The organism is Candidatus Arsenophonus triatominarum (genome assembly GCF_001640365.1).
In the GTDB taxonomy this organism is placed as follows: domain Bacteria; phylum Pseudomonadota; class Gammaproteobacteria; order Enterobacterales; family Enterobacteriaceae; genus Arsenophonus; species Arsenophonus triatominarum.
Map to the genome: position 1 here is coordinate 34,190 of NZ_LWMI01000007.1, position 26,217 is coordinate 60,406.

Annotated in this window: 27 protein-coding genes and 15 pseudogenes; 28 read left to right on the top strand and 14 right to left on the bottom strand. The window is 37.7% G+C overall.

The window, feature by feature from the left end; all coding sequences use genetic code 11:
• From AYJ55_RS05090 to AYJ55_RS05100, 3 genes are read right to left on the bottom strand one after another with little or no spacing between them, the layout of a single operon-like run.
• Positions 1-534 carry an IS630 family transposase gene (locus AYJ55_RS05090; protein WP_162505291.1) on the bottom strand — a complete coding sequence of 178 codons (534 nt, stop codon included), beginning with the start codon at positions 532-534 and terminating at the stop codon, positions 1-3.
• Positions 458-823, bottom strand: a complete 366-nt coding sequence (locus AYJ55_RS05095; RefSeq protein ID WP_063654718.1) for an IS630 transposase-related protein — start codon at positions 821-823, stop codon at positions 458-460. The genes AYJ55_RS05090 and AYJ55_RS05095 overlap by 77 nt, the downstream gene beginning before the upstream one ends.
• Positions 824-856: 33 nt before the next feature.
• The gene (locus tag AYJ55_RS05100) at positions 857-1,366 is read right to left on the bottom strand and encodes a transposase family protein (RefSeq protein WP_187153179.1); all 510 of its coding nucleotides are present in this window, start codon (positions 1,364-1,366) and stop codon (positions 857-859) included.
• Positions 1,367-1,413: 47 nt separating this feature from the next.
• Between AYJ55_RS05100 and AYJ55_RS05105 the strand changes: the two are divergent.
• Positions 1,414-1,662: pseudogene (locus AYJ55_RS05105) on the top strand (IS3 family transposase); the annotation flags it as partial.
• 22 nt (positions 1,663-1,684) lie between these two features.
• Here the strand turns inward: AYJ55_RS05105 and AYJ55_RS05110 are convergent.
• From AYJ55_RS05110 to AYJ55_RS05120, 3 genes and pseudogenes are all read right to left on the bottom strand, one after another.
• On the bottom strand, positions 1,685-2,146 hold the full coding sequence (locus tag AYJ55_RS05110) for an IS630 family transposase (protein WP_063654041.1): 462 nt from the start codon (positions 2,144-2,146) through the stop codon (positions 1,685-1,687).
• Complete coding sequence (locus AYJ55_RS05115; protein WP_063653415.1) at positions 2,143-2,508, bottom strand: IS630 transposase-related protein; 366 nt, start codon at positions 2,506-2,508, stop codon at positions 2,143-2,145. Before AYJ55_RS05115 ends, AYJ55_RS05110 begins: the two co-directional genes overlap by 4 nt.
• Positions 2,509-2,544: 36 nt before the next feature.
• Positions 2,545-2,793 (bottom strand): annotated as a pseudogene (locus tag AYJ55_RS05120) (IS3 family transposase); the annotation flags it as partial.
• A gap of 87 nt (positions 2,794-2,880) precedes the next feature.
• Between AYJ55_RS05120 and AYJ55_RS25055 the strand changes: the two are divergent.
• From AYJ55_RS25055 to AYJ55_RS05130, 3 genes and pseudogenes are all read left to right on the top strand, one after another.
• Positions 2,881-2,985 (top strand): annotated as a pseudogene (locus AYJ55_RS25055) (IS481 family transposase); the annotation flags it as partial.
• Positions 2,986-3,070: 85 nt separating this feature from the next.
• A complete protein-coding gene (locus AYJ55_RS05125; protein WP_063653812.1) occupies positions 3,071-3,970 on the top strand; it encodes a transposase family protein in 900 nt (299 codons plus the stop codon).
• Between the two features lie 52 nt (positions 3,971-4,022).
• Positions 4,023-4,355, top strand: a pseudogene (locus AYJ55_RS05130) (integrase core domain-containing protein); the annotation flags it as partial.
• A gap of 62 nt (positions 4,356-4,417) precedes the next feature.
• On the opposite strand, the gene AYJ55_RS35615 reads toward AYJ55_RS05130, so the two are convergent.
• The 4 genes from AYJ55_RS35615 to AYJ55_RS05140 all read right to left on the bottom strand — a co-directional run bounded on the left by AYJ55_RS35615 (position 4,418) and on the right by AYJ55_RS05140 (position 7,320).
• Positions 4,418-4,783: a transposase gene (locus AYJ55_RS35615; protein ID WP_425393776.1), complete on the bottom strand. Its 366-nt coding sequence runs from the start codon at positions 4,781-4,783 to the stop codon at positions 4,418-4,420.
• The gene (locus tag AYJ55_RS35620) at positions 4,752-5,240 is read right to left on the bottom strand and encodes an IS256 family transposase (RefSeq protein ID WP_425393777.1); all 489 of its coding nucleotides are present in this window, start codon (positions 5,238-5,240) and stop codon (positions 4,752-4,754) included. Before AYJ55_RS35620 ends, AYJ55_RS35615 begins: the two co-directional genes overlap by 32 nt.
• Before the next feature lie 26 nt (positions 5,241-5,266).
• Positions 5,267-5,614, bottom strand: a complete 348-nt coding sequence (locus AYJ55_RS35625; RefSeq protein WP_074167935.1) for a transposase — start codon at positions 5,612-5,614, stop codon at positions 5,267-5,269.
• A gap of 245 nt (positions 5,615-5,859) precedes the next feature.
• A complete protein-coding gene (locus AYJ55_RS05140) occupies positions 5,860-7,320 on the bottom strand; it encodes an aminoacyl-histidine dipeptidase (RefSeq protein ID WP_063654723.1) in 1,461 nt (486 codons plus the stop codon).
• A gap of 240 nt (positions 7,321-7,560) precedes the next feature.
• On the opposite strand from AYJ55_RS05140, the pseudogene gpt reads away from it, so the two are divergent.
• The 16 genes and pseudogenes from gpt to aroL all read left to right on the top strand — a co-directional run bounded on the left by gpt (position 7,561) and on the right by aroL (position 17,016).
• Positions 7,561-8,014 (top strand): annotated as a pseudogene (gpt, locus tag AYJ55_RS05145) (xanthine phosphoribosyltransferase).
• Positions 8,015-8,349: 335 nt separating this feature from the next.
• Positions 8,350-8,891, top strand: a pseudogene (locus AYJ55_RS28165) (IS982 family transposase); the annotation flags it as partial.
• A 39-nt stretch (positions 8,892-8,930) separates the two neighbouring features.
• Entirely contained in the window at positions 8,931-9,296 is a 366-nt protein-coding gene (locus tag AYJ55_RS05160) for an IS630 transposase-related protein (protein WP_063654726.1), read from the top strand.
• Entirely contained in the window at positions 9,265-9,753 is a 489-nt protein-coding gene (locus AYJ55_RS05165; protein WP_063653499.1) for an IS630 family transposase, read from the top strand. Before AYJ55_RS05160 ends, AYJ55_RS05165 begins: the two co-directional genes overlap by 32 nt.
• Before the next feature lie 30 nt (positions 9,754-9,783).
• A pseudogene (locus AYJ55_RS05170) lies at positions 9,784-10,107 on the top strand (transposase); the annotation flags it as partial.
• A 6-nt stretch (positions 10,108-10,113) separates the two neighbouring features.
• Positions 10,114-10,242 carry a hypothetical protein gene (locus tag AYJ55_RS34445; protein WP_281181093.1) on the top strand — a complete coding sequence of 43 codons (129 nt, stop codon included), beginning with the start codon at positions 10,114-10,116 and terminating at the stop codon, positions 10,240-10,242.
• A gap of 121 nt (positions 10,243-10,363) precedes the next feature.
• Positions 10,364-10,510 (top strand): hypothetical protein, encoded by a 147-nt coding sequence (locus tag AYJ55_RS30520; RefSeq protein WP_187153180.1) that lies wholly within the window; start codon positions 10,364-10,366, stop codon positions 10,508-10,510.
• Between the two features lie 194 nt (positions 10,511-10,704).
• Positions 10,705-10,947, top strand: a pseudogene (locus AYJ55_RS05175) (IS701 family transposase); the annotation flags it as partial.
• 36 nt (positions 10,948-10,983) lie between these two features.
• Positions 10,984-11,349: an IS630 transposase-related protein gene (locus tag AYJ55_RS05180; protein WP_063653415.1), complete on the top strand. Its 366-nt coding sequence runs from the start codon at positions 10,984-10,986 to the stop codon at positions 11,347-11,349.
• Positions 11,318-11,806: an IS630 family transposase gene (locus AYJ55_RS05185; protein WP_063653499.1), complete on the top strand. Its 489-nt coding sequence runs from the start codon at positions 11,318-11,320 to the stop codon at positions 11,804-11,806. The genes AYJ55_RS05180 and AYJ55_RS05185 overlap by 32 nt, the downstream gene beginning before the upstream one ends.
• A gap of 176 nt (positions 11,807-11,982) precedes the next feature.
• Positions 11,983-12,519, top strand: coding sequence for an alpha/beta hydrolase (locus AYJ55_RS05190; RefSeq protein WP_281181100.1), 537 nt, complete (start codon positions 11,983-11,985; stop codon positions 12,517-12,519).
• Positions 12,520-12,678: 159 nt separating this feature from the next.
• Positions 12,679-13,382: pseudogene (locus AYJ55_RS28170) on the top strand (alpha/beta fold hydrolase).
• Positions 13,383-13,452: 70 nt separating this feature from the next.
• Positions 13,453-13,842: a sigma factor-binding protein Crl gene (crl, locus tag AYJ55_RS05205; RefSeq protein ID WP_063654735.1), complete on the top strand. Its 390-nt coding sequence runs from the start codon at positions 13,453-13,455 to the stop codon at positions 13,840-13,842.
• A gap of 130 nt (positions 13,843-13,972) precedes the next feature.
• Positions 13,973-15,082: a glutamate 5-kinase gene (gene proB / locus AYJ55_RS05210; protein WP_187153181.1), complete on the top strand. Its 1,110-nt coding sequence runs from the start codon at positions 13,973-13,975 to the stop codon at positions 15,080-15,082.
• Positions 15,082-16,335: a glutamate-5-semialdehyde dehydrogenase gene (gene proA, locus AYJ55_RS05215; protein WP_063655127.1), complete on the top strand. Its 1,254-nt coding sequence runs from the start codon at positions 15,082-15,084 to the stop codon at positions 16,333-16,335. The genes proB and proA overlap by 1 nt, the downstream gene beginning before the upstream one ends.
• Positions 16,336-16,494: 159 nt before the next feature.
• Positions 16,495-17,016: a shikimate kinase AroL gene (gene aroL, locus AYJ55_RS05220; protein ID WP_063654736.1), complete on the top strand. Its 522-nt coding sequence runs from the start codon at positions 16,495-16,497 to the stop codon at positions 17,014-17,016.
• Between the two features lie 161 nt (positions 17,017-17,177).
• Here the strand turns inward: aroL and AYJ55_RS05225 are convergent.
• From AYJ55_RS05225 to AYJ55_RS05245, 4 genes and pseudogenes are all read right to left on the bottom strand, one after another.
• A pseudogene (locus AYJ55_RS05225) lies at positions 17,178-17,964 on the bottom strand (IS256 family transposase); the annotation flags it as partial.
• A 189-nt stretch (positions 17,965-18,153) separates the two neighbouring features.
• Positions 18,154-18,559 (bottom strand): annotated as a pseudogene (locus AYJ55_RS05235) (transposase); the annotation flags it as partial.
• Positions 18,560-18,770: 211 nt separating this feature from the next.
• The gene (locus tag AYJ55_RS05240; RefSeq protein WP_162505291.1) at positions 18,771-19,304 is read right to left on the bottom strand and encodes an IS630 family transposase; all 534 of its coding nucleotides are present in this window, start codon (positions 19,302-19,304) and stop codon (positions 18,771-18,773) included.
• Positions 19,228-19,593, bottom strand: a complete 366-nt coding sequence (locus AYJ55_RS05245; protein ID WP_063654740.1) for an IS630 transposase-related protein — start codon at positions 19,591-19,593, stop codon at positions 19,228-19,230. Before AYJ55_RS05245 ends, AYJ55_RS05240 begins: the two co-directional genes overlap by 77 nt.
• A gap of 33 nt (positions 19,594-19,626) precedes the next feature.
• On the opposite strand from AYJ55_RS05245, the pseudogene AYJ55_RS05250 reads away from it, so the two are divergent.
• The 8 genes and pseudogenes from AYJ55_RS05250 to recA form a co-directional block, all read left to right on the top strand.
• Positions 19,627-20,496: pseudogene (locus tag AYJ55_RS05250) on the top strand (1-acyl-sn-glycerol-3-phosphate acyltransferase); the annotation flags it as partial.
• A gap of 76 nt (positions 20,497-20,572) precedes the next feature.
• Complete coding sequence (locus AYJ55_RS05255; RefSeq protein WP_063653415.1) at positions 20,573-20,938, top strand: IS630 transposase-related protein; 366 nt, start codon at positions 20,573-20,575, stop codon at positions 20,936-20,938.
• On the top strand, positions 20,935-21,450 hold the full coding sequence (locus AYJ55_RS05260) for an IS630 family transposase (protein WP_162505341.1): 516 nt from the start codon (positions 20,935-20,937) through the stop codon (positions 21,448-21,450). The genes AYJ55_RS05255 and AYJ55_RS05260 overlap by 4 nt, the downstream gene beginning before the upstream one ends.
• Positions 21,438-22,045 (top strand): annotated as a pseudogene (locus AYJ55_RS30525) (AMP-binding protein); the annotation flags it as partial. The gene AYJ55_RS05260 and the pseudogene AYJ55_RS30525, both read left to right, overlap by 13 nt.
• Before the next feature lie 213 nt (positions 22,046-22,258).
• Positions 22,259-22,723 (top strand): annotated as a pseudogene (locus AYJ55_RS05270) (bifunctional 2-acylglycerophosphoethanolamine acyltransferase/acyl-ACP synthetase); the annotation flags it as partial.
• 9 nt (positions 22,724-22,732) lie between these two features.
• Positions 22,733-23,951: pseudogene (lplT, locus tag AYJ55_RS05275) on the top strand (lysophospholipid transporter LplT).
• The gene (gene pncC / locus AYJ55_RS05280) at positions 23,948-24,454 is read left to right on the top strand and encodes a nicotinamide-nucleotide amidase (RefSeq protein ID WP_063655129.1); all 507 of its coding nucleotides are present in this window, start codon (positions 23,948-23,950) and stop codon (positions 24,452-24,454) included. The pseudogene lplT and the gene pncC overlap by 4 nt, the downstream one beginning before the upstream one ends.
• A gap of 105 nt (positions 24,455-24,559) precedes the next feature.
• Positions 24,560-25,630 carry a recombinase RecA gene (gene recA, locus AYJ55_RS05285; protein WP_063654749.1) on the top strand — a complete coding sequence of 357 codons (1,071 nt, stop codon included), beginning with the start codon at positions 24,560-24,562 and terminating at the stop codon, positions 25,628-25,630.
• The last annotated feature ends 587 nt before the right edge of the window (positions 25,631-26,217 follow it).

Consider the following 26,217-nt stretch of genomic DNA (forward strand, 5'->3'; position numbering starts at 1 on the left):
TTACAGCATATGTATTAAAAACAGGTCATCGATAGTGCATCCTGTTTCCATCTTTTTACGTTTAGCTTGAGACCATTTATGTTCTATAGGATTTAAATCTGGTGAATACACAGGCAAATATTCTATCTGGTGTCCTGCGTTTATAATTGCCTGTTCAATATTCTTACCTTTGTGAAAGCTAGCGTTGTCCATAAAAATAACAGAATTTTCAGGAAGTTCTGGGAGCAATATTTTTGTGATCCAAACATAAAAAACATCACGGTTAATATTGCAATCAAATAATCCGATAGCAAAAAGGGTTGTTCCCAATAAAGCGCCAATAACATTTGTTCTTCCCTTAGCACCCCAGTTTTTCAGGCCAAAACAACGGTGACCTTTTGGGGAATAGCCGTGAGTTCGTGGAGTGTCATGTGAAAAACCACTTTCATCAATAAAAACAACAGATTTATCTTTTTTTTCATACTGTTGTCTTTTTTGCTGATGTGCCAGCCTGTCGCTTTCGTTGGTTTTTGGATGGAATAGAGTTTTTTTTATAGGTTAATCCCAGCTTTTTAAGGGATTGCCAAATAGTCTTTTTACAAACACCGAATCGCTCTGCCCGTTCCTTTTGGTAAGCATTTGGATACTGTTCCACATCTTTTGCTAAAGCATTTTTATCGAGCTTCCTCTTACGTGGCGTTGAATTTTTTGGCTCTGGTCGTTTAAGCCAACGTACTAAAGACGCTTTTCCAATACGGAATTGTTTCGCAGTTTCTCGAATTGTTAAACCTTCGGCTTTCCTTACAGATATTACTTTACGTCGAAAATCAATTGTATAACTCATAACACACCTTGTAATCAAAATTAAGTCGCCTAGCTATATATCGACTTTATCGAGTAAGCGTTTATCGTGACGGCGCCCATTTTTGATCATGGGGATAAATCCAATTTTCCTCGTTTCGTCAGTCATAATAAGCCCTTTTCGAGTGGTCTGTCTTTTCTTTCCCGAATACATTTTTTTTCGCCGACGCAGATTCTTAGGCTTTTGGACAGGTCGCTCTGTCCCATCAATAAAGACGTCTTTAACTCCAGGAAAGGCGCGAAAAAATTCCTCAGCAGAGCGAATTTGACGAGCGGGCAAAACACATTCTCGCCCCAAGGTCATCTCTAAAACCGGTAATAATATTTTTACCCAGCGACATACCCGTGTTCTATCTAAACCAAAAAGAAGTCCTTGCAAATCATAGGTCGGATAACATTTTAAATACAATAAAATAAAAAGCAGTTTATCTAATGGGGTTGGGATAAATCCTTTCTGCCCTGCACCCATCTGCCGCTCGTGATCTTTTCGATTCTTTTTCTGTAGTGGCATACTAAATTTGGCCACCTAAGTTGAGGTGATATGCTTACCTCATAATTTTTATAGGTGCCGAAATGAGTAAAATAATTACTGCTGAATTTAAATGTGAAACCGCCAAATTAGTCCTTGACCAAAATTACACCTACCAGGAAGCCGCGAAAGGCATGAACGTCAGTCTTTCAGCGATTAGCCGGTGGGTAAGAGCCCTTCGTTTAGAACGTCAAGGGAAAACATCGCCTGGTCTGCCATTAACACCTGAACAAATTGAGTTCAGAGAAATGAAGAAAAAAATCCACCGGCTGGAAATGGAGAATGACATCTTATAGCTAGGCGACTTAATTTTGATTACAGCATATGTATTAAAAACAGGTCATCGATAGTGCATCCTGTTTCCATCTTTTTACGTTTAGCTTGAGACCATTTATGTTCTATAGGATTTAAATCTGGTGAATACACAGGCAAATATTCTATCTGGTGTCCTGCGTTTATAATTGCCTGTTCAATATTCTTACCTTTGTGAAAGCTAGCGTTGTCCATAAAAATAACAGAATTTTCAGGAAGTTCTGGGAGCAATATTTTTGTGATCCAAACATAAAAAACATCACGGTTAATATTGCAATCAAATAATCCGATAGCAAAAAGGGTTGTTCCCAATAAAGCGCCAATAACATTTGTTCTTCCCTTAGCACCCCAGTTTTTCAGGCCAAAACAACGGTGACCTTTTGGGGAATAGCCGTGAGTTCGTGGAGTGTCATGTGAAAAACCACTTTCATCAATAAAAACAACAGATTTATCTTTTTTTTTCATACTGTTGTCTTTTTTGCTGATGTGCCAGCCTGTCGCTTTCGTTGGTTTTTGGATGGAATAGAGTTTTTTTTATAGGTTAATCCCAGCTTTTTAAGGGATTGCCAAATAGTCTTTTTACAAACACCGAATCGCTCTGCCCGTTCCTTTTGGTAAGCATCTGGATACTGTTCCACATCTTTTGCTAAAGCATTTTTATCGAGCTTCCTCTTACGTGGCGTTGAATTTTTTGGCTCTGGTCGTTTAAGCCAACGTACTAAAGACGCTTTTCCAATACGGAATTGTTTCGCAGTTTCTCGAATTGTTAAACCTTCGGCTTTCCTTACAGATATTACTTTACGTCGAAAATCAATTGTATAACTCATAACACACCTTGTAATCAAAATTAAGTCGCCTAGCTATAAGATGTCATTCTCCATTTCCAGCCGGTGGATTTTTTTCTTCATTTCTCTGAACTCAATTTGTTCAGGTGTTAATGGCAGACCAGGCGATGTTTTCCCTTGACGTTCTAAACGAAGGGCTCTTACCCACCGGCTAATCGCTGAAAGACTGACGTTCATGCCTTTCGCGGCTTCCTGGTAGGTGTAATTTTGGTCAAGGACTAATTTGGCGGTTTCACATTTAAATTCAGCAGTAATTATTTTACTCATTTCGGCACCTATAAAAATTATGAGGTAAGCATATCACCTCAACTTAGGTGGCCAAATTTAGTATGCCACTACATAATGAACTAAGAATTTGTTTCGGGAAGTGGTGTTCGTTCTATTTGGCTACGTCATCATCTTGAAAATTTTAAAAAACGTCTAAAGGCGCTAGAAGATAAAATAGCGACAGAAGGGATTAAAATAGTTGCTGAATAGAGACTTGCATTTTTTGTCACGCTATAGACAATAAAAAGAGGTTTAACTTAGAAAATAACGGTTTGAAATGATCAACAAAGAGCGGTTGTTACGAGATAATCGTTTATGTAAAGCAATCATTGGATTATCAGTCGAAGAATTAAAAAATTTAGCCGCTGAATTTTCAGCTTGTTATTTGATTTATCGGAAAAAGAATCGAAAAGATCACGAGCGGCAGATGGGTGCAGGGCAGAAAGGATTTATCCCAACCCCATTAGATAAACTGCTTTTTATTTTATTGTATTTAAAATGTTATCCGACCTATGATTTGCAAGGACTTCTTTTTGGTTTAGATAGAACACGGGTATGTCGCTGGGTAAAAATATTATTGCCGGTTTTAGAGATGACCTTGGGGCGAGAATGTGTTTTGCCCGCTCGTCAAATTCGCTCTGCTGAGGAATTTTTTCGCGCCTTTCCTGGAGTTAAAGACGTCTTTATTGATGGGACAGAGCGACCTGTCCAAAAGCCTAAGAATCTGCGTCGGCGAAAAAAAATGTATTCGGGAAAGAAAAGACAGACCACTCGAAAAGGGCTTATTATGACTGACGAAACGAGGAAAATTGGATTTATCCCCATGATCAAAAATGGGCGCCGTCACGATAAACGCTTACTCGATAAAGTCGATATAATTCGCCATATTCCCCCTGAGGTAACCATCTGGGCCGATACCGGTTTTCAAGGTATAGATAAACAGCATCCTAATACACAAATCCCAAAAAAAGGAACTCGAAAAAGACCTTTATCGCCTGAACAAAAACAAGAAAATAAAATAATCTCGGGCATCCGTATTACGGTTGAACACGCCATCGCGGGTATCAAGCGCCTCGGTTGTATGACCCAAATTTTACGGAATCGTAGACCCTTTATTGATGATACCTTTTTACTCCTTAGTGCCGGTCTTTGGAATTTCCATCTCAGAACAGCCTAAAATTTACTTCAATCACCGAAATACCCTTATTTCACTATTAAGCAACACGCTTAGTGAGTATTGTGGTAAAGTTGAGCATCACGATTATCAACTTTATCTCGCTATCAACGATATTGATCATACAAAAACTAAAGCTCGTTCACCTCAAACCAGTGGGATTTGTGAACGCTTTCATAAAACTGTATTACAAGAGTTCTATCAGGTGGCTTTTCGTAAGAAAATCTTCGGTAATTTAGCCGAATTACAAGCTGATTTAGACAAATGGTTAGACGAATACAATAACCAACGCACTCATCAAGGAAAAATGTGTTGCGGTCGAACTCCTATGGCAACTTTATACGAGGAAAACACACTTTGGAGAGAAAAAGATTTAAATCAAATTTAACCTGACAGATACTGTATAAATAACTGGTAACGAGGGTGTTCATAATTTTGTGTCAGGGGATTTTATATTTTGATTATACCATCTAGGCGCCCTTTAAAATAGATGGACAATTGAGCAATGGTTAACGCCCAGTTACTAATCGGCATAGTCCATTTGTTGGATACCTGATTGATGCCAATATAGAGTAATTTTAATAAGCTGTTTTCATTAGGAAAAGCCCCTTTGGTTTTAGTTAATGTCCTAAACTGCCGATGAACCGCCTCTACTGCATTGGTCGTATAAATGGGTTTTCTAATGGCTTTAGGGTATCGAAAATAAGCACTGAGCAACTCCCATTTACTTCGCCAGGATTCTAGCACTATCGGGTATTTTTCACCCCATTTCGTTTCCAGTTCATCAAGGCTCAGCAGCCGCTTTAGTATCTGCACGATAAACCGGCTTAGCCATAAAGGCTTTTTGGTCTTTACTGGCAATATAACGTAAGCTATTGCGAATTTGATGAACTACGCATAGCTGAACTTCTGTCTGCGGGAAAATACTGGCTATCGCTTCTGGAAACCCTTTTAATCCGTCAACACAAGCGATTAAAATATCTTGTATACCACGGTTATGTAAGTCAGTCAGAACGCTCAGCCAATGATGTGCTCCTTCTGTTTCAGACATATAGAGTCCTAACAATTTCTTATGCCCATCGGTGGTTAGTCCAAGTACTGTGTAGATTGCCTTATTGATATAGTGACCATCATGTTTTATCTTGTAATGAATGGCATCGAGCCAGACAAAAGGATAGAGCGCCTCCAGAGGGCGTTGTTGCCAGGCTTTTAATTCAGGGAGTAAATTTGTCAGTAATATGCGTAATAGCTCCATCTGATATTTCCAGTCCATATAATTCTGCAACATGTTTTTGAATATCACGATAACTCATGTCCTAATGCAAATAACGATAGGATTTTGTTATCAATATCCTCTGATAATTTTGTCTGATTTTTCTTAATGAGCTGAGGCTCAAAAGCACCTGACCTGTCTCTGGGCGTTTTCAGTTCAAATTGACCTGATGTCGATTTAACCGTTTTTCGAGTATAGCCATTTTTACGCGTATCGATTGACGTTGTCGATAGGTAGTGTTCTATTTCTGCCTGCAGGGCAGCTTCGGTCAGCTGTTTTATGAGTGGTGTGAGTATTCCATCCGTACCGAGTAAATTTTTACCTGATTGTAATTGATTCAACGCTTCATCAAAATTAAATGATTGATTTCTCATATGTCATACCTCTTTTTTTTTGAGTTTAAGATATGACACAGATTTTTGAACACTACCACGGTACTGTCAGACCAAGTCTGAGCTACTACAAAAGATTTAAATCAAATTTAACCTGACAGATACTGTATAAATAACCGGTAACTGTCAGATCAGGTCTGAGCTACTACACTTTACAAAATCCACAGATAGAGAAGCAGTTGATACTGAGCTGGTGAAAAGCAGGCTAGTTTAGCCTGCTACAATTATTAACCTTTTTCGGGTATTGATTTAAGTACTGATGTTAACAGTTGCCAGTATTTCTCGACACTTTTAATGTTAGCTCGCTCGTCGGATGAGTGGGCGCCATATATCGTTGGCCCAATGGAAACCATATCCATTTGAGGATAAGGCTTTTTAAATAGTCCACATTCTAAACCAGCATGGATCACCATGATCTTAGATGTTTTGCCAAATAGTTGCTGATAGATATCGCTAACAAGTGCCATGACAGGGGATTTCGGATCTGGTTTCCAGCCAGGATAACTGCCTTTATGTTCACATTCCGCACCGGCAAGCATCGATAATGATGTCAACATGTTAACAACATAATCTTTGCCCGTTTCAATTAATGAGCGAATTAAAAAAGTAATTTCGGCCTTTTTTTCATCCATATTAACAATGCCGGTATTGAGTGAAGTTTCAACAACCTCTTTTATGTCGTCACTCATCCGAATAACACCATTAGGCGCAGCATTGAGAAAGTGTAATAAACGAGATTGACAATCTGCGGTTAGCGCTAATAATTCTGTTGTTGTCTCATCAAGGGTAATGACTAAGTTTTTTTCAATCGCTGCAAATTCAGATTTTAGCATTGCTAGATAGTGATTTTTATTGGTTTCTAAATTAGCTGCTACTGATATGGGCACTGCAATAATTGCTTCACTCTCACGAGGGATCGCATTACGTAAGCTACCCCCTTGAATATGAATGAGCTTTAATTGTAATTCACTGGCATGGCCTGCTAGAAAACGAGCCAATAGTTTATTCGCATTAGCTAATCCTAAATGAATATCACCACCCGAGTGACCACCGGTTAAGCCTTTAAGTGTTATTTTGAAGATTATATGATTAGCTGGAATGGCTTCTCTTGCCAATTTAAAGGTGGTGGTAAAATCAACGCCGCCGGCACAACCCATGTAGATCTCGCCTTCTTCTTCGGAATCGGTATTGATCAGAATATCTGCTTGTAGCCAATTTGGCTGTATGCCAAAAGCACCAACCATGCTGGTTTCTTCCGTCATGGTGAGTAAAACCTCTATTGGTCCATGTTTAACATGCTCATCATCCAGTACAGCTAAAGCAGAGGCCATACCGATGCCATTATCTGCACCTAATGTGGTACCTTGCGCTTTCACCCATTCATTATCTACGTAAGGACGGATAGGATCCTGAGTAAAATCGTGCTGAGTATCACTGTTTTTTTGTGGCACCATATCCAAATGGGCTTGAAGTACGACAGGCTGAAGATTTTCCAAGCCAGCTGTTGCCGGTTTGCGAATAAGAATATTACCGACTTTATCGCGTTCAACGCTAAGTTTTTTGCTTTCCGCCCATTGAATAATATAGGAAGCAAGTGCTTCTTCATGTCCAGATGGATGAGGAATTGCACAAATTTGTGCAAAAATATCCCAAAGCGGCTGTGGTGAAAGCTGTGAAAGTTCAGGCACGTTTTATCTCCTATTACTACCTTTATTATTAAGATTGCTAATTAATTCCGCAGTCTTGGTAAATATTATTTATTTTATTAATTCAGAATATCACCTTCTGACATCTATTCCTTTAGTTAATTGTGATAATATTAATTAATTTCTGGTTTTTGTTATTACAAATCACTATAATCTCGCGCAATATTTTCTCCACTAATGTGCTTTTCCAAAATTGTCTCTAGTCGTTGGGATCAGAATTTTATGAGTGAAAAATACATCGTAACATGGGATATATTGCAAATGCATGCCCGTACTTTGGCACAACGCTTACTACCTGCCAAGCAATGGAAAGGCATTATTGCGGTTAGCCGCGGTGGACTTGTTTCAAGTGCTATTGTTGCTTGTGACGCCATATCGATACGGTCTGTATTTCAAGTTACGACCATAATAGCCGGAGGGAACTTAAGGTTATTAAGCGAGTGGAAGGTGATGGTGAAGGTTATATTGTGGTCGACGATTTGGTCGATACTGGCGGGACAGCGCAAGCTATCAGGGATATGTATCCCAAAGGCTATATTTTGTGACTATTTTTGCTAAACCCGCTGGGCGTCCATTAGTTGATAATTATGTTATTGATGTACCGCAAAATGCCTGGATAGAACAACCTTGGGATATGAAAAAAGAGGTTTTTATTAAGCCGCTTTGTGAACAATAATAATTATTTTATTTATTTCGCTTTGATCACTGAAATAAAGTATATGATATAGGGATGCTAATCGCATCCCTTTTTCATTGCTAAAGTTTTTAACTGAATAAGGTCAATACGACACGAGTTTCGCAATCTCCAAAAAAGAAGTATAAAGTTCAAAACAAGAAAAAATTAGGGTGTTCATATTTTGTCCGGTTATCCATGCATTAAAAATATCTATAAAAACCTGAGTTTGGGATAAGAAATAAAGTGAAAGTCTTGCTATTCAAATAGTTGAATGCGCATATTTCGTTAAAATACTCTAACAATCTGGTTAAAGCGTAGAGCATTGTTAAACAATGATGGAAAATCTTACTGAACTTTATTGCCTGATGGATGATTTTTGTAAAGACTTCGATCGAAAAATGCATGAAATTTTGCTGAATAACGGTAGTAAGCGTCGTAGACGGTCTACTCAGCTTTCATTGGCTGAAATGATGACACTGGTTGTTTTGTTTCATCAACTCCGATTCAGCCAATTCAAGGTATTTTATCTCTATCATGTCCGTTTATATCTCAGGAAGGAATTTCCTAACTTGCCATCATATTCACGCTGCGTAGAGTTACTTCCGCGCAGTGCCTTAGCTTTAACGGCACTGTTTGAGTCAATTAAGGGAAAGTGCACGGGTCTGTCGGTTGCCCCGATTCTACTCCGATAGCTGTGTGTGATAACTTACGGATCCGCCGGCATAAAGTCTTCGATGGGATAGCTGAACGAGGAAAAACCTCAACAGGTTGGTTCTTTGGTTTCAAACTTCATGTAATTATCAATCATTTGGGGGAAATACTCAGTTTTCGACTTACACCAGGAAACACAGATGATCGGAAACCATTACCTGAGCTGATATAGCTAGGCGACTTAATTTTGATTACAAGGTGTGTTATGAGTTATACAATTGATTTTCGACGTAAAGTAATATCTGTAAGGAAAGCCGAAGGTTTAACAATTCGAGAAACTGCGAAACAATTCCGTATTGGAAAAGCGTCTTTAGTACGTTGGCTTAAACGACCAGAGCCAAAAAATTCAACGCCACGTAAGAGGAAGCTCGATAAAAATACTTTAGCAAAAGATGTGGAACAGTATCCAGATGCTTACCAAAAGGAACGGGCAGAGCGATTCGGTGTTTGTAAAAAGACTATTTGGCAATCCCTTAAAAAGCTGGGATTAACCTATAAAAAAAACTCTATTCCATCCAAAAACCAACGAAAGCGACAGGCTGGCACATCAGCAAAAAAGACAACAGTATGAAAAAAAAGATAAATCTGTTGTTTTTATTGATGAAAGTGGTTTTTCACATGACACTCCACGAACTCACGGCTATTCCCCAAAAGGTCACCGTTGTTTTGGCCTGAAAAACTGGGGTGCTAAGGGAAGAACAAATGTTATTGGCGCTTTATTGGGAACAACCCTTTTTGCTATCGGATTATTTGATTGCAATATTAATCGTGATGTTTTTTATGTTTGGATCACAAAAATATTGCTCCCAGAACTTCCTGAAAATTCTGTTATTTTTATGGACAACGCTAGCTTTCACAAAGGTAAGAATATTGAACAGGCAATTATAAACGCAGGACACCAGATAGAATATTTGCCTGTGTATTCACCAGATTTAAATCCTATAGAACATAAATGGTCTCAAGCTAAACGTAAAAAGATGGAAACAGGATGCACTATCGATGACCTGTTTTTAATACATATGCTGTAATCAAAATTAAGTCGCCTAGCTATAAAAGATCTTTCTGGTTGTTTGTATGCGGATAAAGGGTATTTATCGGCTTCACTGAAACAGCAACTGAAAACAATGGGAATTAACCTTATAACGAATATCAAGAAGAAAATGAAGCCTGTTGAACAGACTTGTTTCGACAAAGCCATCTTGCGTTATCGTTCTGTCATTGAAACGGTATTTGATGAGTTAAAAAATCTTTGTCAGATAGCGCATACGCGGCACCGCTCTCCTGCTAACTTTGTAGTGAATTTATTAGCCGGGCGGGTTGTATATTGTTTAATTCCATCTAAACCAAAGATACCTGTGGCAGGAACATATCTTCAAGCATAATTGATAATGCTTATCCCGAACTCAGGTTATAAAACATTCTTACAAGTAAGCAGAGTAAGATACTCTGGTTTGGCGTTATCACGAGTTTCGCACAGGCATATAAAATTCCAGAAATGGCTTAAAAGCAATGGTTAATTTGCAAGTTACTAAAACGTATAAATTTGTTTAAATTACAATAAGTTGCTTTTAATTTATAAGATTTTGTCTATTTATATATTATGCTGAATTAAACTTAAAAATAGAGCGTTTTTTATTGGTGCGAAACTCGTGGTTATCAGAAGTAAGCCCATCACCTTTATCTCATGACACTGTTAGCCGATGGCTAAAAAGTAGATGTTTTCGACCTAAAGACCTATGGCGATTAGTTCAACCTTCTAAGACAAAAAAAGCCCTTGCGTACTAATAGCTGATGATACATTAAGCATGTTGCTCAATAGTGAAATAAAGTTGCTTAAAATAAAAACAAGTTAGATACATCTAAAAAATACAAAAATAGTTTATTTTTTAATTTTACATAGGTTATTTTTAATGCAAAAATTGATGATTTTATCATCATAGGCTGGTTTTTTTGTAAGTCATAATTAATTTTGCTATTGAGCAACAGGCTTATTGATTGCCAAAACACGTAGTAAAAAAATAGAGATGGTCCATTATCAATATTCAGGTAACGAACATGATGTTATTGCTGGCATAGGTTTAGTTAATTTACGTTGGCATAATCTAACAACTGTTGAATCAATTCCTATTGATTATCGTATTTATGATAAAGATTCTGATGGAAAAACAAAAAACACGCACTTTTTCGAAATGCTCGCTCTTGCTAAAAAAAGAGGGATCATATAGCTAGGCGACTTAATTTTGATTACAAGGTGTGTTATGAGTTATACAATTGATTTTCGACGTAAAGTAATATCTGTAAGGAAAGCCGAAGGTTTAACAATTCGAGAAACTGCGAAACAATTCCGTATTGGAAAAGCGTCTTTAGTACGTTGGCTTAAACGACCAGAGCCAAAAAATTCAACGCCACGTAAGAGGAAGCTCGATAAAAATGCTTTAGCAAAAGATGTGGAACAGTATCCAGATGCTTACCAAAAGGAACGGGCAGAGCGATTCGGTGTTTGTAAAAAGACTATTTGGCAATCCCTTAAAAAGCTGGGATTAACCTATAAAAAAAACTCTATTCCATCCAAAAACCAACGAAAGCGACAGGCTGGCACATCAGCAAAAAAGACAACAGTATGAAAAAAAAGATAAATCTGTTGTTTTTATTGATGAAAGTGGTTTTTCACATGACACTCCACGAACTCACGGCTATTCCCCAAAAGGTCACCGTTGTTTTGGCCTGAAAAACTGGGGTGCTAAGGGAAGAACAAATGTTATTGGCGCTTTATTGGGAACAACCCTTTTTGCTATCGGATTATTTGATTGCAATATTAACCGTGATGTTTTTTATGTTTGGATCACAAAAATATTGCTCCCAGAACTTCCTGAAAATTCTGTTATTTTTATGGACAACGCTAGCTTTCACAAAGGTAAGAATATTGAACAGGCAATTATAAACGCAGGACACCAGATAGAATATTTGCCTGTGTATTCACCAGATTTAAATCCTATAGAACATAAATGGTCTCAAGCTAAACGTAAAAAGATGGAAACAGGATGCACTATCGATGACCTGTTTTTAATACATATGCTGTAATCAAAATTAAGTCGCCTAGCTATATCTGAAAAAATAACCCTTTATCAACAAAATTGGGACGTAATCAAAAATGCTATTACTGAGCACATCCGTGTTTTATTAGCGTACCCAAATTAGTTTTGTGCGAAACTCGTGTATGAGTGAAAAAAATCTGTCAGAAAAGCTGTTAAGCCTAAATCAAAGCTGAAACTTCTGTTCTGGTGACTTATAGCGTGCCTAAAACGCATTTATTAAAGCATAGCTCAACATTCGAAGGGACGAGTTATGTTAGTTGGTATCGTATGCTTAACCGGCTAATATGGATTTGGCATGGCAACGATGGGTTGGAGATTGAAGCAGCATTAAGTCGTATTGCGGCAAATAATCGTATTCGAAGTTGTGATAATTTACTCGATACCATAATTGGTTACCAGCCAGGAAATTGGGCTTATGAGTGGTCACAACAAGCGATGGGCTGGCAGAAAAAAGCACTTAAATTGCCAACAAAAATAGCAGCAAGCCAGGCTTGGTTACGGGCAGCTAATTTATATAGTATTGCCGCATATTCTCATCTTAAAGGTGATAATCTTGCCGAACAAGCGGTGTTCTTAGCTAATAAAGCTTATGAAAATGCAGCGCAATTGACCGATTTTCGCCTGAAAAAAATTTCTTTCAAAACACGAGTTTCGCACAGGCATATAAAATTCCAGAAATGGCTTAAAAGCAATGGTTAATTTGCAAGTTACTAAAACATATAAATTTGTTTAAATTACAATAAGTTGCTTTTAATTTATAAGATTTTGTCTATTTATATATTATGCTGAATTAAACTTAAAAATAGAGCGTTTTTATTGGTGCGAAACTCGTGCAAAATAGCGGATGGTAAAAAAGAGATGATTGGTTTTTTACATTTACCGGATACCAGCCAAGGCCCGTGTCCCACGATTTTAATTTGTGGCACATTAGATAGTTTACAACTAGATTATTATCGCTTTTTCAACAACTATCTGGCCCCGCAAGGTTTTGCTATGTTAACCCTGGATATGCCATCAATTGGCTATTCTATTAAATATAAACTTTCTCAGGATACTAGCGCACTGCATCAACAGGTACTTAATCAATTGGCTAATATTCCATGGATCGATCATACTCGAATAGGTGTAATTGGTTTGTGTTTTGGTGCCAATATTGCACTTCGATTAGCTTAGAACCCAAGCGCTTAAAAGACGTTGCAGTTTTAGGGCCCATTGTCCACAGCTTGCTTACTGAACAAAAATATCAGGATCAAATACTGGTAATGAATATTGACCTCTTTGCCAGTCGATTAGGCTTCTATCAGGTAGATGAAGCTGTTTTACGTTCAGAACTAAGTTGTTATTCGCTAAAAAAACAGGGATTATTAGGGCGTCGCTGTTCTGTATTGTTTATGGCTGTTAACTGGCAAAATGATATTTTTAGTCCTAAAGAAGACGCACTACTTGTCGTACGTTCGTCCATTGAAGGTAAGTTATTGACTTTACCAACCAAGCCGCTGTATCAAAATTTTCATCAGTCACTTTCTACAGTAGTGAGTTGGTTGAAAAGCAAAATTGAATAATAGTTGTGATTACTTGATTATTTTTCCTTATTTGCTAAAAAAGTAGCTTAACAACAAGGAGATCCTTATTATGGCTTTAACTTCAAATTATTCTAAAAGTAAATTATTGAAGCATTTTACCAGGTTAGGACCTTATCTCCGCGAATCTCAATGTCAGGATGATCTCTTTTTTTTCGACTGTCTTGCTATTTGTGTTAATGCAAAGACTGCTCCAGAAAAGCGTGAATTTTGGGGATGGTGGTTGGAATTAAGACGAGAACTTGACGGATTTGTATATCATTATAAATTAGGTATGTTTGATAAAGCGGGTAATTGGCAGAATATCGAAATTAATAAATCAAATATTATCAAGTCGCTTGAAGAGACATTGCAAGAATTCCACAAAAGTTTAAGTGATTCACTTAATACATTGGAATTAACATTAACCCCTTGCCCCAAAATGGTTGCAATTAATATATAGCTTATATTGTTGACAGCTATTGAATATTAACTTTTCATTAAAATTGCGTTATGTCAGTTGGCATAACGCTTCTTACTTGGTAAAACTGATGACTAAATATTTATTGTTATAGAGAGTTAATGGCAGAAGCATGATGAACAATAGCCAAACTTTGGTGATAAAATTAGGAACAAGTGTATTAACGGGTGGATCGCGTTGTCTGGATCAGGCTCGTATTGTTGAATTAGTGCGACAATGCGCACAGCAGCATGAAAAAGGTCACCACATTATCATTGTCACTTCGGGTGCAATTACTGCTGGTCGAGCGCATTTAGGTTATCCAACATTACCTGAGACAACTGCTTCGAAACAATTACTCGCGGCGGTTGGGCAAAGTCATCTGATCCAACTTTGGGAACGGTTGTTTTCCATTTATGGTATTCATATTGGTCAGATGTTATTGACCCGAGCTGATATTGAAGATCGCGAACGTTTTTTGAATGCACACGACACATTACAAGCGTTACTGGATAACCGTATTATTCCTGTTATCAATGAAAATGATGCCGTTGCGACAGCCGAAATTAAAGTTGGTGATAATGATAATTTATCGGCATTGGTTGCAATTTTAGCTAATGCGGATAAGTTACTATTATTAACGGATATCGAGGGACTGTATACCGCAGATCCCCGCAACAATCCAAATGCACAATTGATCACTGAAGTTCATGATATTAATGATGAACTAAGATGCATGGCAGGTGATAGTGTAACCGGCTTAGGCACTGGTGGAATGGCAACAAAGTTGCAAGCAGCGGGCATTGCTGGCCGAGCGGGAATTGAAGTGATTATTGCCGCCGGTGATAAGCCTAATGTGATCGCAAATGTGCTCGAAGGTCTGCAAGTAGGAACAAAATTTCATCGCTTAAAAACGCCGATGGAAAACCGAAAATGGTGGATTTTTGGCGCGCCTTTGGCGGGTGAAATTGTTGTCGATGAGGGTGCTGCTTTGGCTATCCAGCATAAAGGCAGCTCATTATTACCAAAAGGAATAAAGAAAATTAGTGGTAATTTTTCGCGCGGCGACGTTGTGCGTATTCTTAATTTATTAGGCAAAGATTTAGCGCATGGGGTGACTCATTATAATAGCGATGCTTTACGCCTAATCGCAGGATATCATTCGCAAGAAATTAATCGAATTTTGGGTTATGAGTATGGTGCTGTTGCTGTTCACCGTGACGATATGATAGTGAGTAAATGATGTTGGAAAAAATAGGCAAAGCGGCTAAACAAGCTTCATGGTACCTGGCAGGGTTAAATACAAAACAGAAAAATAATGTTTTAATGGATATTGTTGATTGCCTGCAACAACAGAGTGATGCAATTTTAGCGGCTAATGCTCAGGATATGGAAGCAGCAAAAGCTGGCCATATGAGTGCAGCTATGCAAGACAGACTATTGCTAACTGTTGAGCGATTAGATGCTATTGCGAATGATGTAAGAAAGGTATGTCAATTGGTTGATCCGGTTGGACGTATACTCGATGGCGGTTTATTAGATAATGGCTTAAATATACAACGTCGATGTGTTCCACTGGGCGTGATTGGTGTTATTTATGAAGCGCGTCCGAATGTAACGATCGATGTTGCCTCGTTATGTTTGAAAACTGGTAATGCGGTAATTTTACGTGGTGGTAAAGAGACCTCACAGACTAATCAAGCAATCGTTAAAGTTATTCAGCAAGCGTTGCAACAAAATGATATTCCACAGGCAGCGGTTCAATCTATTGATGATCCAGATAGAAAATTAGTAACCCAATTACTGAAAATGGATCGCTATGTAGATATGTTGATTCCGCGTGGTGGTGTAGGTTTACATAAGCTATGCCGTGAGCAATCAACCATCTCTGTGATCACTGGTGGCATTGGTATCTGTCATATTTATGTCGATCAGCATATTGATTTTAACAAAGCACTGCCACTCATTGTGAATGCTAAAGTACAGAGTCCGAGTGCATGTAATTCATTGGAAACTTTATTAGTTCATAAAAGTATTGCGGCTACATTTCTGCCGCTTTTGGCTAAGAAAATGGCTGAGCAAAATGTGACGCTACATGCCAGTCGGCATGCAATGTCCTATTTAAAGTCAAGCCCGGCAAGCGTTGTTGAAGTGATGGAGCAGAATTACCGCGATGAATGGTTATCGCTTGATGTTAACGTTAAAGTCGTGAACGATATCGATGCTGCGATTAACCACATTCGGGATTATGGAACGGCCCATTCTGATGCTATTTTGACCCACTCAATTCAACAAGCTGATTATTTTGTTCAGCGCGTTGATTCTGCGGTTGTTTATGTTAATGCCAGTACGCGATTTACAGATGGTGGACAATTTGGTTTAGGTGCAGAGGTTGCGGTAAGCACACAAAAACTGCATGCAAGAGGTCCGATGGGATTAGATGCATTAACAACCTATAAATGGATTGGTTATGGAGATAATTTAACACGTTCTTGAGTCATTGCTTCACGATTTTTTGAGCCACACTGTTGTTGTGTGGCTTTACTTTAATCGTGGGAATTTAGGATTTTTACTTTTGTAAATTTTAAATCTCGCTTGTAAGCTGACATATATATTCTAACTAATTAAATAAATTATCGATTAGGACGACTTGACATGCTTTATCTTATTGGACCAAGAGGTGCAGGGAAGACAACAGTAGGAAGAACGTTAGCTGAGTCTAGGATGTGTCATTTTTTTGATACCGATTTGTTAGTTAAACAAAATGCTAAAATAAGTATTGCCGAGTTAGTTGAACGAGATGGTTGGGATTGCTTTCGTGATTTGGAGTCTAGCGTCTTGCGATCAATCCAACAGCCAAACTCAGTGATCTCAACCGGTGGAGGGATTATTTTACTGAAAGAAAATCGTGATTTTATGAAAAAAAATGGCTGTATTATTTATTTACAAGTTCCACCTGATGTATTGATTAGGCGTTTGTCTGCTGATCCTGAAACTTCGCAACGACCAACATTAACAGGTAAGCCCTTAGCAGAAGAGATAGCTGAAGTAATGAATGAAAGAGAAGGTTACTATTTAGATACCGCTGATTACATTATTGATGCCGCCTTACCGACGACAAAAATTGTTTACCAAATAGACCATTTTTTGCAAAACGATAAAAAATACTTTGTATGATCTTAATTTTGCCATGTTAGTCATCTTCGGTGAAAGATGTACTCTAAAATGATCAATAACATTAAGGAGTAAGGAAAGAGATATGCTGATAAAATTATTGCGCGCAATATTCCAGTTTTTTTTCGCGTGAGAGGGTGTTCATAATTCTGTGTCAGGGGATTTTATATTTTGATTATACCATCTAGGCGCCCTTTAAAATAGATGGACAATTGAGCAATGGTTAACGCCCAGTTACTAATCGGCATAGTCCATTTGTTGGATACCGGATTGATGCCAATATAGAGTAATTTTAATAATCTGTTTTCATTAGGAAAAGCCCCTTTGGTTTTAGTTAATGTCCTAAACTGCCGATGAACCGCCTCTACTGCATTGGTCGTATAAATGGGTTTTCTAATGGCTTTAGGGTATCGAAAATAAGCACTGAGCAACTCCCATTTACTTCGCCAGGATTATAGCACTATCGGGTATTTTTCACCCCATTTCGTTTCCAGTTCATCAAGGGCAAGCTCAGCAGCCGCTTTAGTATCTGCACGATAAACCGGCTTTAATCAGCCATAAAGGCTTTTTGGTCTTTACTGGCAATATAACGTAAGCTATTGCGAATTTGATGAACTACGCATAGCTGAACTTCTGTCTGCGGGAAAATACTGGCTATCGCTTCTGGAAACCCTTTTAATCCGTCAACACAAGCGATTAAAATATCTTGTAACCACGGTTATGTAAGTCAGTCAGAACGCTCAGCCAATGATGTGCTCCTTCTGTTTCAGACATATAGAGTCCTAACAATTCCTTATGCCCATCGGTGGTTAGTCCAAGTACTGTGTAGATTGCCTTATTGATATAGTGACCATCATGTTTTATCTTGTAATGAATGGCATCGAGCCAGACAAAAGGATAGAGCGCCTCCAGAGGGCGTTGTTGCCAGGCTTTTAATTCAGGCGCGAGTTTCGCACCAATAAAAAAACGCTCTATTTTTAAGTTTAATTCAGCATAATATATTAAATAGACAAAATCTTATAAATTAAAAGCAACTTATTGTAATTTAAACAAATTTATACGTTTTAGTAACTTGCAAATTAACCATTGCTTTTAAGCCATTTCTGGAATTTTATATTCCTGTGCGAAACTCGTGTCAGGAAGTAATTTGTCAGTAATATGCGTAATAGCTCCATCTGATATTTCCAGTCCATATAATTCTGCAACATGTTTTTGAATATCACGATAACTCATGCCTAATGCAAATAACGATAGGATTTTGTTATCAATATCCTCTCTTAATGAGCTGAGGCTCAAAAGCACCTGACCTGTCTCTGGACGTTTTCAGTTCAAATTGACCTGATGTCGATTTAACCGTTTTTCGAGTATAGCCATTTTTACGCGTATCGATTGACGTTGTCGATAGGGAGTGTTCTATTTCTGCCTGCAGGGCAGCTTCGGTCAGCTGTTTTATGAGTGGTGTGAGTATTCCATCCGTACCGAGTAAATTTTTACCTGATTGTAATTGCTTCAACGCTTCATCAAAATTAAATGATTGATTTCTCATATGTCATACCTCTTTTTTTTTGAGTTTAAGATATGACACAGATTTTTGAACACTACCTCACGTAACTGTGGTTGGTGAAATAAAACTTAAAGAATATGAGCGATGTTTAATAACACCTAATCATGTCTCTTTTTTAGATGGGATTCTGCTCGCTCTTTTTTTACCTATTAGCCCGCTTTTTGCTGTTTATAGCTAGGCGACTTAATTTTGATTACAGCATATGTATTAAAAACAGGTCATCGATAGTGCATCCTGTTTCCATCTTTTTACGTTTAGCTTGAGACCATTTATGTTCTATAGGATTTAAATCTGGTGAATACACAGGCAAATATTCTATCTGGTGTCCTGCGTTTATAATTGCCTGTTCAATATTCTTACCTTTGTGAAAGCTAGCGTTGTCCATAAAAATAACAGAATTTTCAGGAAGTTCTGGGAGCAATATTTTTGTGATCCAAACATAAAAAACATCACGATTAATATTGCAATCAAATAATCCGATAGCAAAAAGGGTTGTTCCCAATAAAGCGCCAATAACATTTGTTCTTCCCTTAGCACCCCAGTTTTTCAGGCCAAAACAACGGTGACCTTTTGGGGAATAGCCGTGAGTTCGTGGAGTGTCATGTGAAAAACCACTTTCATCAATAAAAACAACAGATTTATCTTTTTTTTCATACTGTTGCCTTTTTTGCTGATGTGCCAGCCTGTCGCTTTCGTTGGTTTTTGGATGGAATAGAGTTTTTTTTATAGGTTAATCCCAGCTTTTTAAGGGATTGCCAAATAGTCTTTTTACAAACACCGAATCGCTCTGCCCGTTCCTTTTGGTAAGCATCTGGATACTGTTCCACATCTTTTGCTAAAGCATTTTTATCGAGCTTCCTCTTACGTGGCGTTGAATTTTTTGGCTCTGGTCGTTTAAGCCAACGTACTAAAGACGCTTTTCCAATACGGAATTGTTTCGCAGTTTCTCGAATTGTTAAACCTTCGGCTTTCCTTACAGATATTACTTTACGTCGAAAATCAATTGTATAACTCATAACACACCTTGTAATCAAAATTAAGTCGCCTAGCTATATTCATCTATCGGCACACCACGCTTTATTAAATTATTAAAACTCTATGCCGATGTTGTTCCGCTTGATCCTGCCAACCCAATGGCTATTCGAACTTTAGTTAGAGAAATAGAGAAAGGGCGTCCGATCGTCATTTTTCCTGAAGGAAGAACTAGCGTTCATGGTTCACTGATGAAAATTTATGATGGTGCTGCTTTTGTTGCGGCAAAAACAGCTGCTAAAGTTATTCCAATTAGAATTGATGGACCTGAATTGAGTTATTTCAGTCGGTTGAAAGGCATTTTTAAGCTTAAATATTTTCCTAAAATAACATTAACGATTTTACCAGCAACAAAAATTACCATGCCTGAGGCGAAACGAGCGGCAGACCGTCGTCGGCTGGCGGGAGCACAACTTTATAAGATTATGAAAGAGGCTCGATTGCATAGCCGTTGCCAGCAAACATTAATGGAAGCTTATTTTGCTGCGATGAAATGTTTTGGCCGTTTCACAGGTTGTATCGAAGATATTAGTTTTAAAGAAGACAGCTATAAAAGTTTTTTCAAGAAAACCTTAGCGGCGGGGCTTATTATTGAACGTTATACCAAACAGCATGAGCATATCGGCTTACTTTTACCTAATGCAAAAATGACGGCGGCTACTATTTTTGGCGCAATATTGCGTGGCCGGATCCCTGCCATGATGAATTATACTGCTGGTAGCAATGGCTTAAAAAATGCCATCAAAGCGGCTTCCATTAAAACAATTTTTAGTTCTCGTCAGTTTATTGAAAAAGGTAAGTTATCACATTTGCCTGAACAGGTTACTGAAGTCAATTGGATTTTTTTAGAAGATCTGCAAAATACCCTGACTTGGCAAGATAAAAAATAGATCCTATATCACTTACTATTGCCAAAAAAGGCGCTTATAGCTAGGCGACTTAATTTTGATTACAAGGTGTGTTATGAGTTATACAATTGATTTTCGACGTAAAGTAATATCTGTAAGGAAAGCCGAAGGTTTAACAATTCGAGAAACTGCGAAACAATTCCGTATTGGAAAAGCGTCTTTAGTACGTTGGCTTAAACGACCAGAGCCAAAAAATTCAACGCCACGTAAGAGGAAGCTCGATAAAAATGCTTTAGCAAAAGATGTGGAACAGTATCCAGATGCTTACCAAAAGGAACGGGCAGAGCGATTCGGTGTTTGTAAAAAGACTATTTGGCAATCCCTTAAAAAGCTGGGATTAACCTATAAAAAAAACTCTATTCCATCCAAAAACCAACGAAAGCGACAGGCTGGCACATCAGCAAAAAAGACAACAGTATGAAAAAAAAAGATAAATCTGTTGTTTTTATTGATGAAAGTGGTTTTTCACATGACACTCCACGAACTCACGGCTATTCCCCAAAAGGTCACCGTTGTTTTGGCCTGAAAAACTGGGGTGCTAAGGGAAGAACAAATGTTATTGGCGCTTTATTGGGAACAACCCTTTTTGCTATCGGATTATTTGATTGCAATATTAACCGTGATGTTTTTTATGTTTGGATCACAAAAATATTGCTCCCAGAACTTCCTGAAAATTCTGTTATTTTTATGGACAACGCTAGCTTTCACAAAGGTAAGAATATTGAACAGGCAATTATAAACGCAGGACACCAGATAGAATATTTGCCTGTGTATTCACCAGATTTAAATCCTATAGAACATAAATGGTCTCAAGCTAAACGTAAAAAGATGGAAACAGGATGCACTATCGATGACCTGTTTTTAATACATATGCTGCAATCAAAATTAAGTCGCCTAGCTATATACCAGCAAAACCAGATGATGTGGCATTGATCTTTTTTACCTCAGGATCGGAGGGAACGCCTAAAGGGGTAGTTCATAGCCATACCAGTTTATTAGCTAATGTAGAGCAAGTTAAAACAGTGGCTGATTTTACGCCTAAAGATCGATTTATGTCCGCATTACCGCTTTTCCATGCTTTTGGGCTGACGGTAGGTTTATTTATTCCTATTTTTTCAGGTAGTCATGTCCTGCTTTATCCTAGTCCACTACATTATCGGATGATCCCAGAGTTGGTTTATGACAAAAATTGCACGGTACTTTTTGCTACTCCTACTTTTCTGGCACATTATGCTCGTTTTGCTCACCCTTATGATTTTGCGCGCGTGCGTTATGTTGTTGCGGGAGCTGAAAAACTTATTGAAAGCACAAAAAAATTTGGTTCGACAAATTTGGTATCCGAATACTTGAAGGCTATGGTGTGACCGAATGTGCCCCCATTGTATCAATCAGCGTTCCTATGGCGGCTAAAGTTGATACTGTTGGTCAAATTTTGCCTGGTATAGAAACCAGACTACTGCTGGTGTCAGGTATTGAGAAAGCCGGCCGTTTGCAGTTACGTGGTCCAAATGTCATGAAAGGCTATTTAACCTGAGCTCGTGATAAGCGATAGTTGCGAGAAAATAAAAATAGCCGATTTATCAAAAAATATTTTAAAATCAATAAGATAAAGAAGTGGGAAAATTCTTAGTGATAGCAGGTTAAAAAAGAAGCTATTTTTCTCTACTAAAATCATGAAAAAAACCAAAATTAATACTGTTTTATGTAATTATTTTAAATTAACTATTTGAATATGTGATAAAAAATTAGAATCCTTATCCCGAACTTAGGTTATTTACGAGTTGAGTATCCTAATCATTTAGAATTGCCTCATGCAAAAAATAGCCAAGGAGAGAATGAGAAGGGATGGTATGATACCGGTGATATTGTTGAATTTGATAATGATGATTATTGTATTATCCGTGGTAGAGCAAAACGTTTTGCAAAACTAGCAGGTGAAATGGTTTCACTAGAAACAGTCGAGCATCTTGCTGGCAGTTTATCACCCCATGCTCAGCATGGCGTGGTTATCAAAACTACCAATAATAAAGGTGAAAGTCTGATCTTATACACCACCGATAACACATTAGATCGTCGTCGATTATTAGCGGCAGCAAAAGAATTACCTGAATTAGCGGTACCAAGAGATATTCGCTACCTAAAAACATTTCCTGTACTCGGCAGTGGGAAACCGGATTTTGTGGCGTTAAAAAAAAATCGCGGATGAGGAGTCTTGATGAAAGATTTAATAGTATCGCCGCTGCCTCTATTAACTAGAGGTATAAAAGCGCTACTTTTATCTCAATTTTTTTCTGTTTTTGCTGATAATGCCCTATTATTTTTCATTTTAGCGCAACTCAAAGCCGCGCTTTATCCCGACTGGAGCCAACCTATCTTACAAGTGGTGTTTGTTTTTAACTTATATTATATTAGCGCCTTTTGTGGGACAAATAGCAGATTGTTTTGCTAAAGGTCGGGTCATGTTATTAGCTAATATTAGTAAGTTGATCGGAGCGGTAGGCATTCTGTTAGGACTGGATCCTTTTCTCTGTTATGGTTTAGTTGGCATTGGTGCAGCAGCTTACTCGCCAGCAAAATATGGCATCTTAGCTGAGCTCACCGCTGGCAATAATTTAGTTAAAGCGAATGGTTTTATCGAAGCTTCGACAATAGAGGCAATTTTGTTTGGTTCTATTGCGGGTGGTTTTTTTTCCAATATCGATCTGTTATTTGCTTTAGCTATGTGTGTCCTGTTTTATGCAATCGCGGTGGTGATTAATTTATATATTCCTCGATTAGCGCTGGCTAAAAATAAACAAAAATGGGTTTTTCGTCAGTTAATTTTCAATTTTATTTGTCTATTTAAAACACTTTGGAGTGATCATGGCGGGCGATTTTCTTTAATTGGTACCAGTCTTTTTTGGGGCGCTAGTGTAGCACTGCGTTTTTTATTAGTGCTCTGGGTGCCAATAGCACTTAATATTACCGATAATACTACACCTACATTGCTTAATGGGGTGGTGGGCAGTAGGTATCATCATTGGTGCCGGATTTGCGGCACATATCATTGCATTCAATAAAGTTAGTCGTTGTATGCCGGTAGGGATCTTTATGGGTGTGATAATTATTATTTTATCAATGCAACAACATCTTTTATCTACTTATTTGATCCTTATTATATTAGGTGGTTTATTTGTTGTTCCGTTTAATGCTTTGCTACAAGAAAAAGGCAAACAGACGATTGGTGCAGGTAACGCTGTCGCTATTCAGAATTTAAGTGAAAATACCACTATGCTAATTATCTTAGGCTTTTATTCATTAGCGTTCAAAACAGGTATTTCTATTTATTACGATAGGAATAGTGTTTGGTTATAACCTTTGCAACAGCAATCGGCATCCTCTGGATTTGGTATCTATATCGCAAGATGTATGAAAAAGGAAAATGGCTAAAATGAATAGTGAGCAGCTGCTCTATGAATTAAGTAATAATCTTGCTAATAGCCTAAAAGAACGGGGTAAAACAATAACTTGTGCAGAGTCATGTACAGGAGGATGGATTGCTAAAGTCATTACTGATATTTCAGGTAGTTCTGCCTATTTTCAGCGAGGTTTTGTTACTTATAGCAATGAAGCTAAACATGATATGCTAGGTGTGAGTGAAAATACGTTGCATAAATATGGTGCTGTTAGTGAACAAGTTGTCATAGAGATGGCAGAAAGAGCATTAGCTAGGGCTAATGCTGATTTTGCGGTTTCAGTTAGCGGTATTGCCGGTCCTGATGGTGGTACTAATGTGAAACCGGTTGGTACAGTTTGGTTTGGTTTTGCTAGCAAATCCCTTTCTATTGCAAGGATAGTAACCCGTTGTTGCTTGTTTAAAGGCGATCGTATTCAAATCCGACGCCAAGCCGTGATATTTTCACTAACAACATTATTGAAAGAAATAATCAAAAATTAACTTGATACTGGATGGTTATACAGTATAATTATCAACAACCGATATCAAATCGTCTTATCTGCAGTGAAATATTATCTTCACTTCATTGCTCGGGGGAGTTAAACAATGGCTATTGATGAAAACAAACGGAAAGCACTCGCTGCCGCATTAGGTCAAATTGAAAAGCAATTTGGTAAAGGATCAATTATGCGCTTAGGTGAAGATCGTTCTATGGATGTAGAAACTATCTCTACCGGTTCATTATCTCTTGATGTCGCCTTAGGTGCGGGAGGCTTGCCATTAGGTCGTATTGTTGAAATTTATGGCCCAGAATCTTCCGGTAAAACCACGTTAACATTACAGGTTATTGCGGCAGCTCAACGTGAAGGTAAGACTTGTGCTTTTATTGACGCAGAACACGCTTTAGATCCTATTTATGCCAAAAAACTTGGTGTTGATATTGATAATTTACTTTGCTCACAGCCGGATACGGGTGAACAAGCACTGGAGATTTGTGACGCTTTAACTCGGTCTGGGGCAGTAGATGTTATTATTGTCGATTCTGTAGCAGCTTTAACACCAAAAGCTGAAATTGAAGGTGAAATTGGTGATTCACATATGGGACTAGCTGCTCGTATGATGAGTCAAGCGATGCGTAAGTTAGCCGGAAATTTAAAAAATTCTAATACACTATTAATTTTTATTAATCAGATCCGAATGAAAATTGGCGTTATGTTTGGCAATCCTGAAACAACGACCGGTGGAAATGCGTTAAAATTTTATGCTTCAGTGCGTCTTGATATCCGACGTATTGGTTCCGTCAAAAATGGTGAAGAAGTTATTGGTAGCGAAACTCGCGTTAAAGTAGTAAAAAATAAGGTTGCGGCTCCTTTTAAACAAGCAGAGTTTCAAATCTTGTACGGAGAAGGGATTAATATCTATAGTGAGCTTATTGATCTAGGTGTGAAGTATAAATTGATTGAAAAAGCGGGTGCTTGGTACAGTTATAATGGCGAGAAAATAGGTCAAGGTAAAGCAAATGCGACAGTTTATTTGAAAGAACGCCCGCAAATTTACACTGAATTAGATAAAAAATTACGGGCTATGTTGCTTAATCACGCTGGTGAATTTAGTAGTGCCGCTTCTGATTTTGCGACAGAAGCGGTAGAGGAAATTTCATTACCAGAAGAATTTTAACTTAATAAATAAAATTGATTAAATCTATGGGCTATATTCTATCTGGATATGGCCTTTTGCTTATTATAAATTAGTTATTAATACAAGTTAGATTGAATTATGATTTGAAACACACTTTAATAAAATAGTCTTAGGATTTACAATATTATTAACAATTAATGGATATGATTAGTTCATTTTTTACAAAAAGTGCTTTGTTTTGTTATATATAGCAAATTGTTATTATTGGCTTAATATATTCAGGCGCAGTTTTTGATTAATTTGTGTTAGACTTATGCTATTGCTTTCCTTAATCTTCTATTTAGCTGATAACTATAGCTTATACGTAATTTAAACTAAGTGAAATTAGCCACTGGAGTTATCTATTGGAAATTATCTTTCTAAATGTAGATGGAGACAAAATTTAACCGCTTTGTCCCTATAGATAGGAAAATAAATATAATGAAATAGTGTTAATGTAGTGTTAGTTTCCCTGCATAATAGTTAAATCGTTTTATGTTAAACTAATCAGACTAGTCGTTGTTGTATTAGTTAGAAAACGATATATTTAGGGAAAGGTGTACCTATAAAGCTTGAGCATTTGAGCG

Bases quoted from the DNA above. Each gene is read 5' to 3' on its own strand.
- AYJ55_RS05095 (WP_063654718.1), bottom strand. From the start codon at position 823: ATGAGTTATACAATTGATTTTCGACGTAAAGTAATATCTGTAAGGAAA.
- AYJ55_RS05110 (WP_063654041.1), bottom strand. From the start codon at position 2,146: ATGAAAAAAAAAGATAAATCTGTTGTTTTTATTGATGAAAGTGGTTTT.
- AYJ55_RS05115 (WP_063653415.1), bottom strand. From the start codon at position 2,508: ATGAGTTATACAATTGATTTTCGACGTAAAGTAATATCTGTAAGGAAA.
- AYJ55_RS05125 (WP_063653812.1), top strand. From the start codon at position 3,071: ATGATCAACAAAGAGCGGTTGTTACGAGATAATCGTTTATGTAAAGCA.
- AYJ55_RS35620 (WP_425393777.1), bottom strand. From the start codon at position 5,240: ATGGACTGGAAATATCAGATGGAGCTATTACGCATATTACTGACAAAT.
- AYJ55_RS35625 (WP_074167935.1), bottom strand. From the start codon at position 5,614: ATGAGAAATCAATCATTTAATTTTGATGAAGCGTTGAATCAATTACAA.
- AYJ55_RS05160 (WP_063654726.1), top strand. From the start codon at position 8,931: ATGAGTTATACAATTGATTTTCGACGTAAAGTAATATCTGTAAGGAAA.
- AYJ55_RS34445 (WP_281181093.1), top strand. From the start codon at position 10,114: ATGCTTATCCCGAACTCAGGTTATAAAACATTCTTACAAGTAAGCAGA.
- AYJ55_RS05180 (WP_063653415.1), top strand. From the start codon at position 10,984: ATGAGTTATACAATTGATTTTCGACGTAAAGTAATATCTGTAAGGAAA.
- crl (WP_063654735.1), top strand. From the start codon at position 13,453: ATGGCTTTAACTTCAAATTATTCTAAAAGTAAATTATTGAAGCATTTT.
- proB (WP_187153181.1), top strand. From the start codon at position 13,973: ATGATGAACAATAGCCAAACTTTGGTGATAAAATTAGGAACAAGTGTA.
- proA (WP_063655127.1), top strand. From the start codon at position 15,082: ATGTTGGAAAAAATAGGCAAAGCGGCTAAACAAGCTTCATGGTACCTG.
- aroL (WP_063654736.1), top strand. From the start codon at position 16,495: ATGCTTTATCTTATTGGACCAAGAGGTGCAGGGAAGACAACAGTAGGA.
- AYJ55_RS05245 (WP_063654740.1), bottom strand. From the start codon at position 19,593: ATGAGTTATACAATTGATTTTCGACGTAAAGTAATATCTGTAAGGAAA.
- AYJ55_RS05255 (WP_063653415.1), top strand. From the start codon at position 20,573: ATGAGTTATACAATTGATTTTCGACGTAAAGTAATATCTGTAAGGAAA.
- AYJ55_RS05260 (WP_162505341.1), top strand. From the start codon at position 20,935: ATGAAAAAAAAAGATAAATCTGTTGTTTTTATTGATGAAAGTGGTTTT.
- pncC (WP_063655129.1), top strand. From the start codon at position 23,948: ATGAATAGTGAGCAGCTGCTCTATGAATTAAGTAATAATCTTGCTAAT.
- recA (WP_063654749.1), top strand. From the start codon at position 24,560: ATGGCTATTGATGAAAACAAACGGAAAGCACTCGCTGCCGCATTAGGT.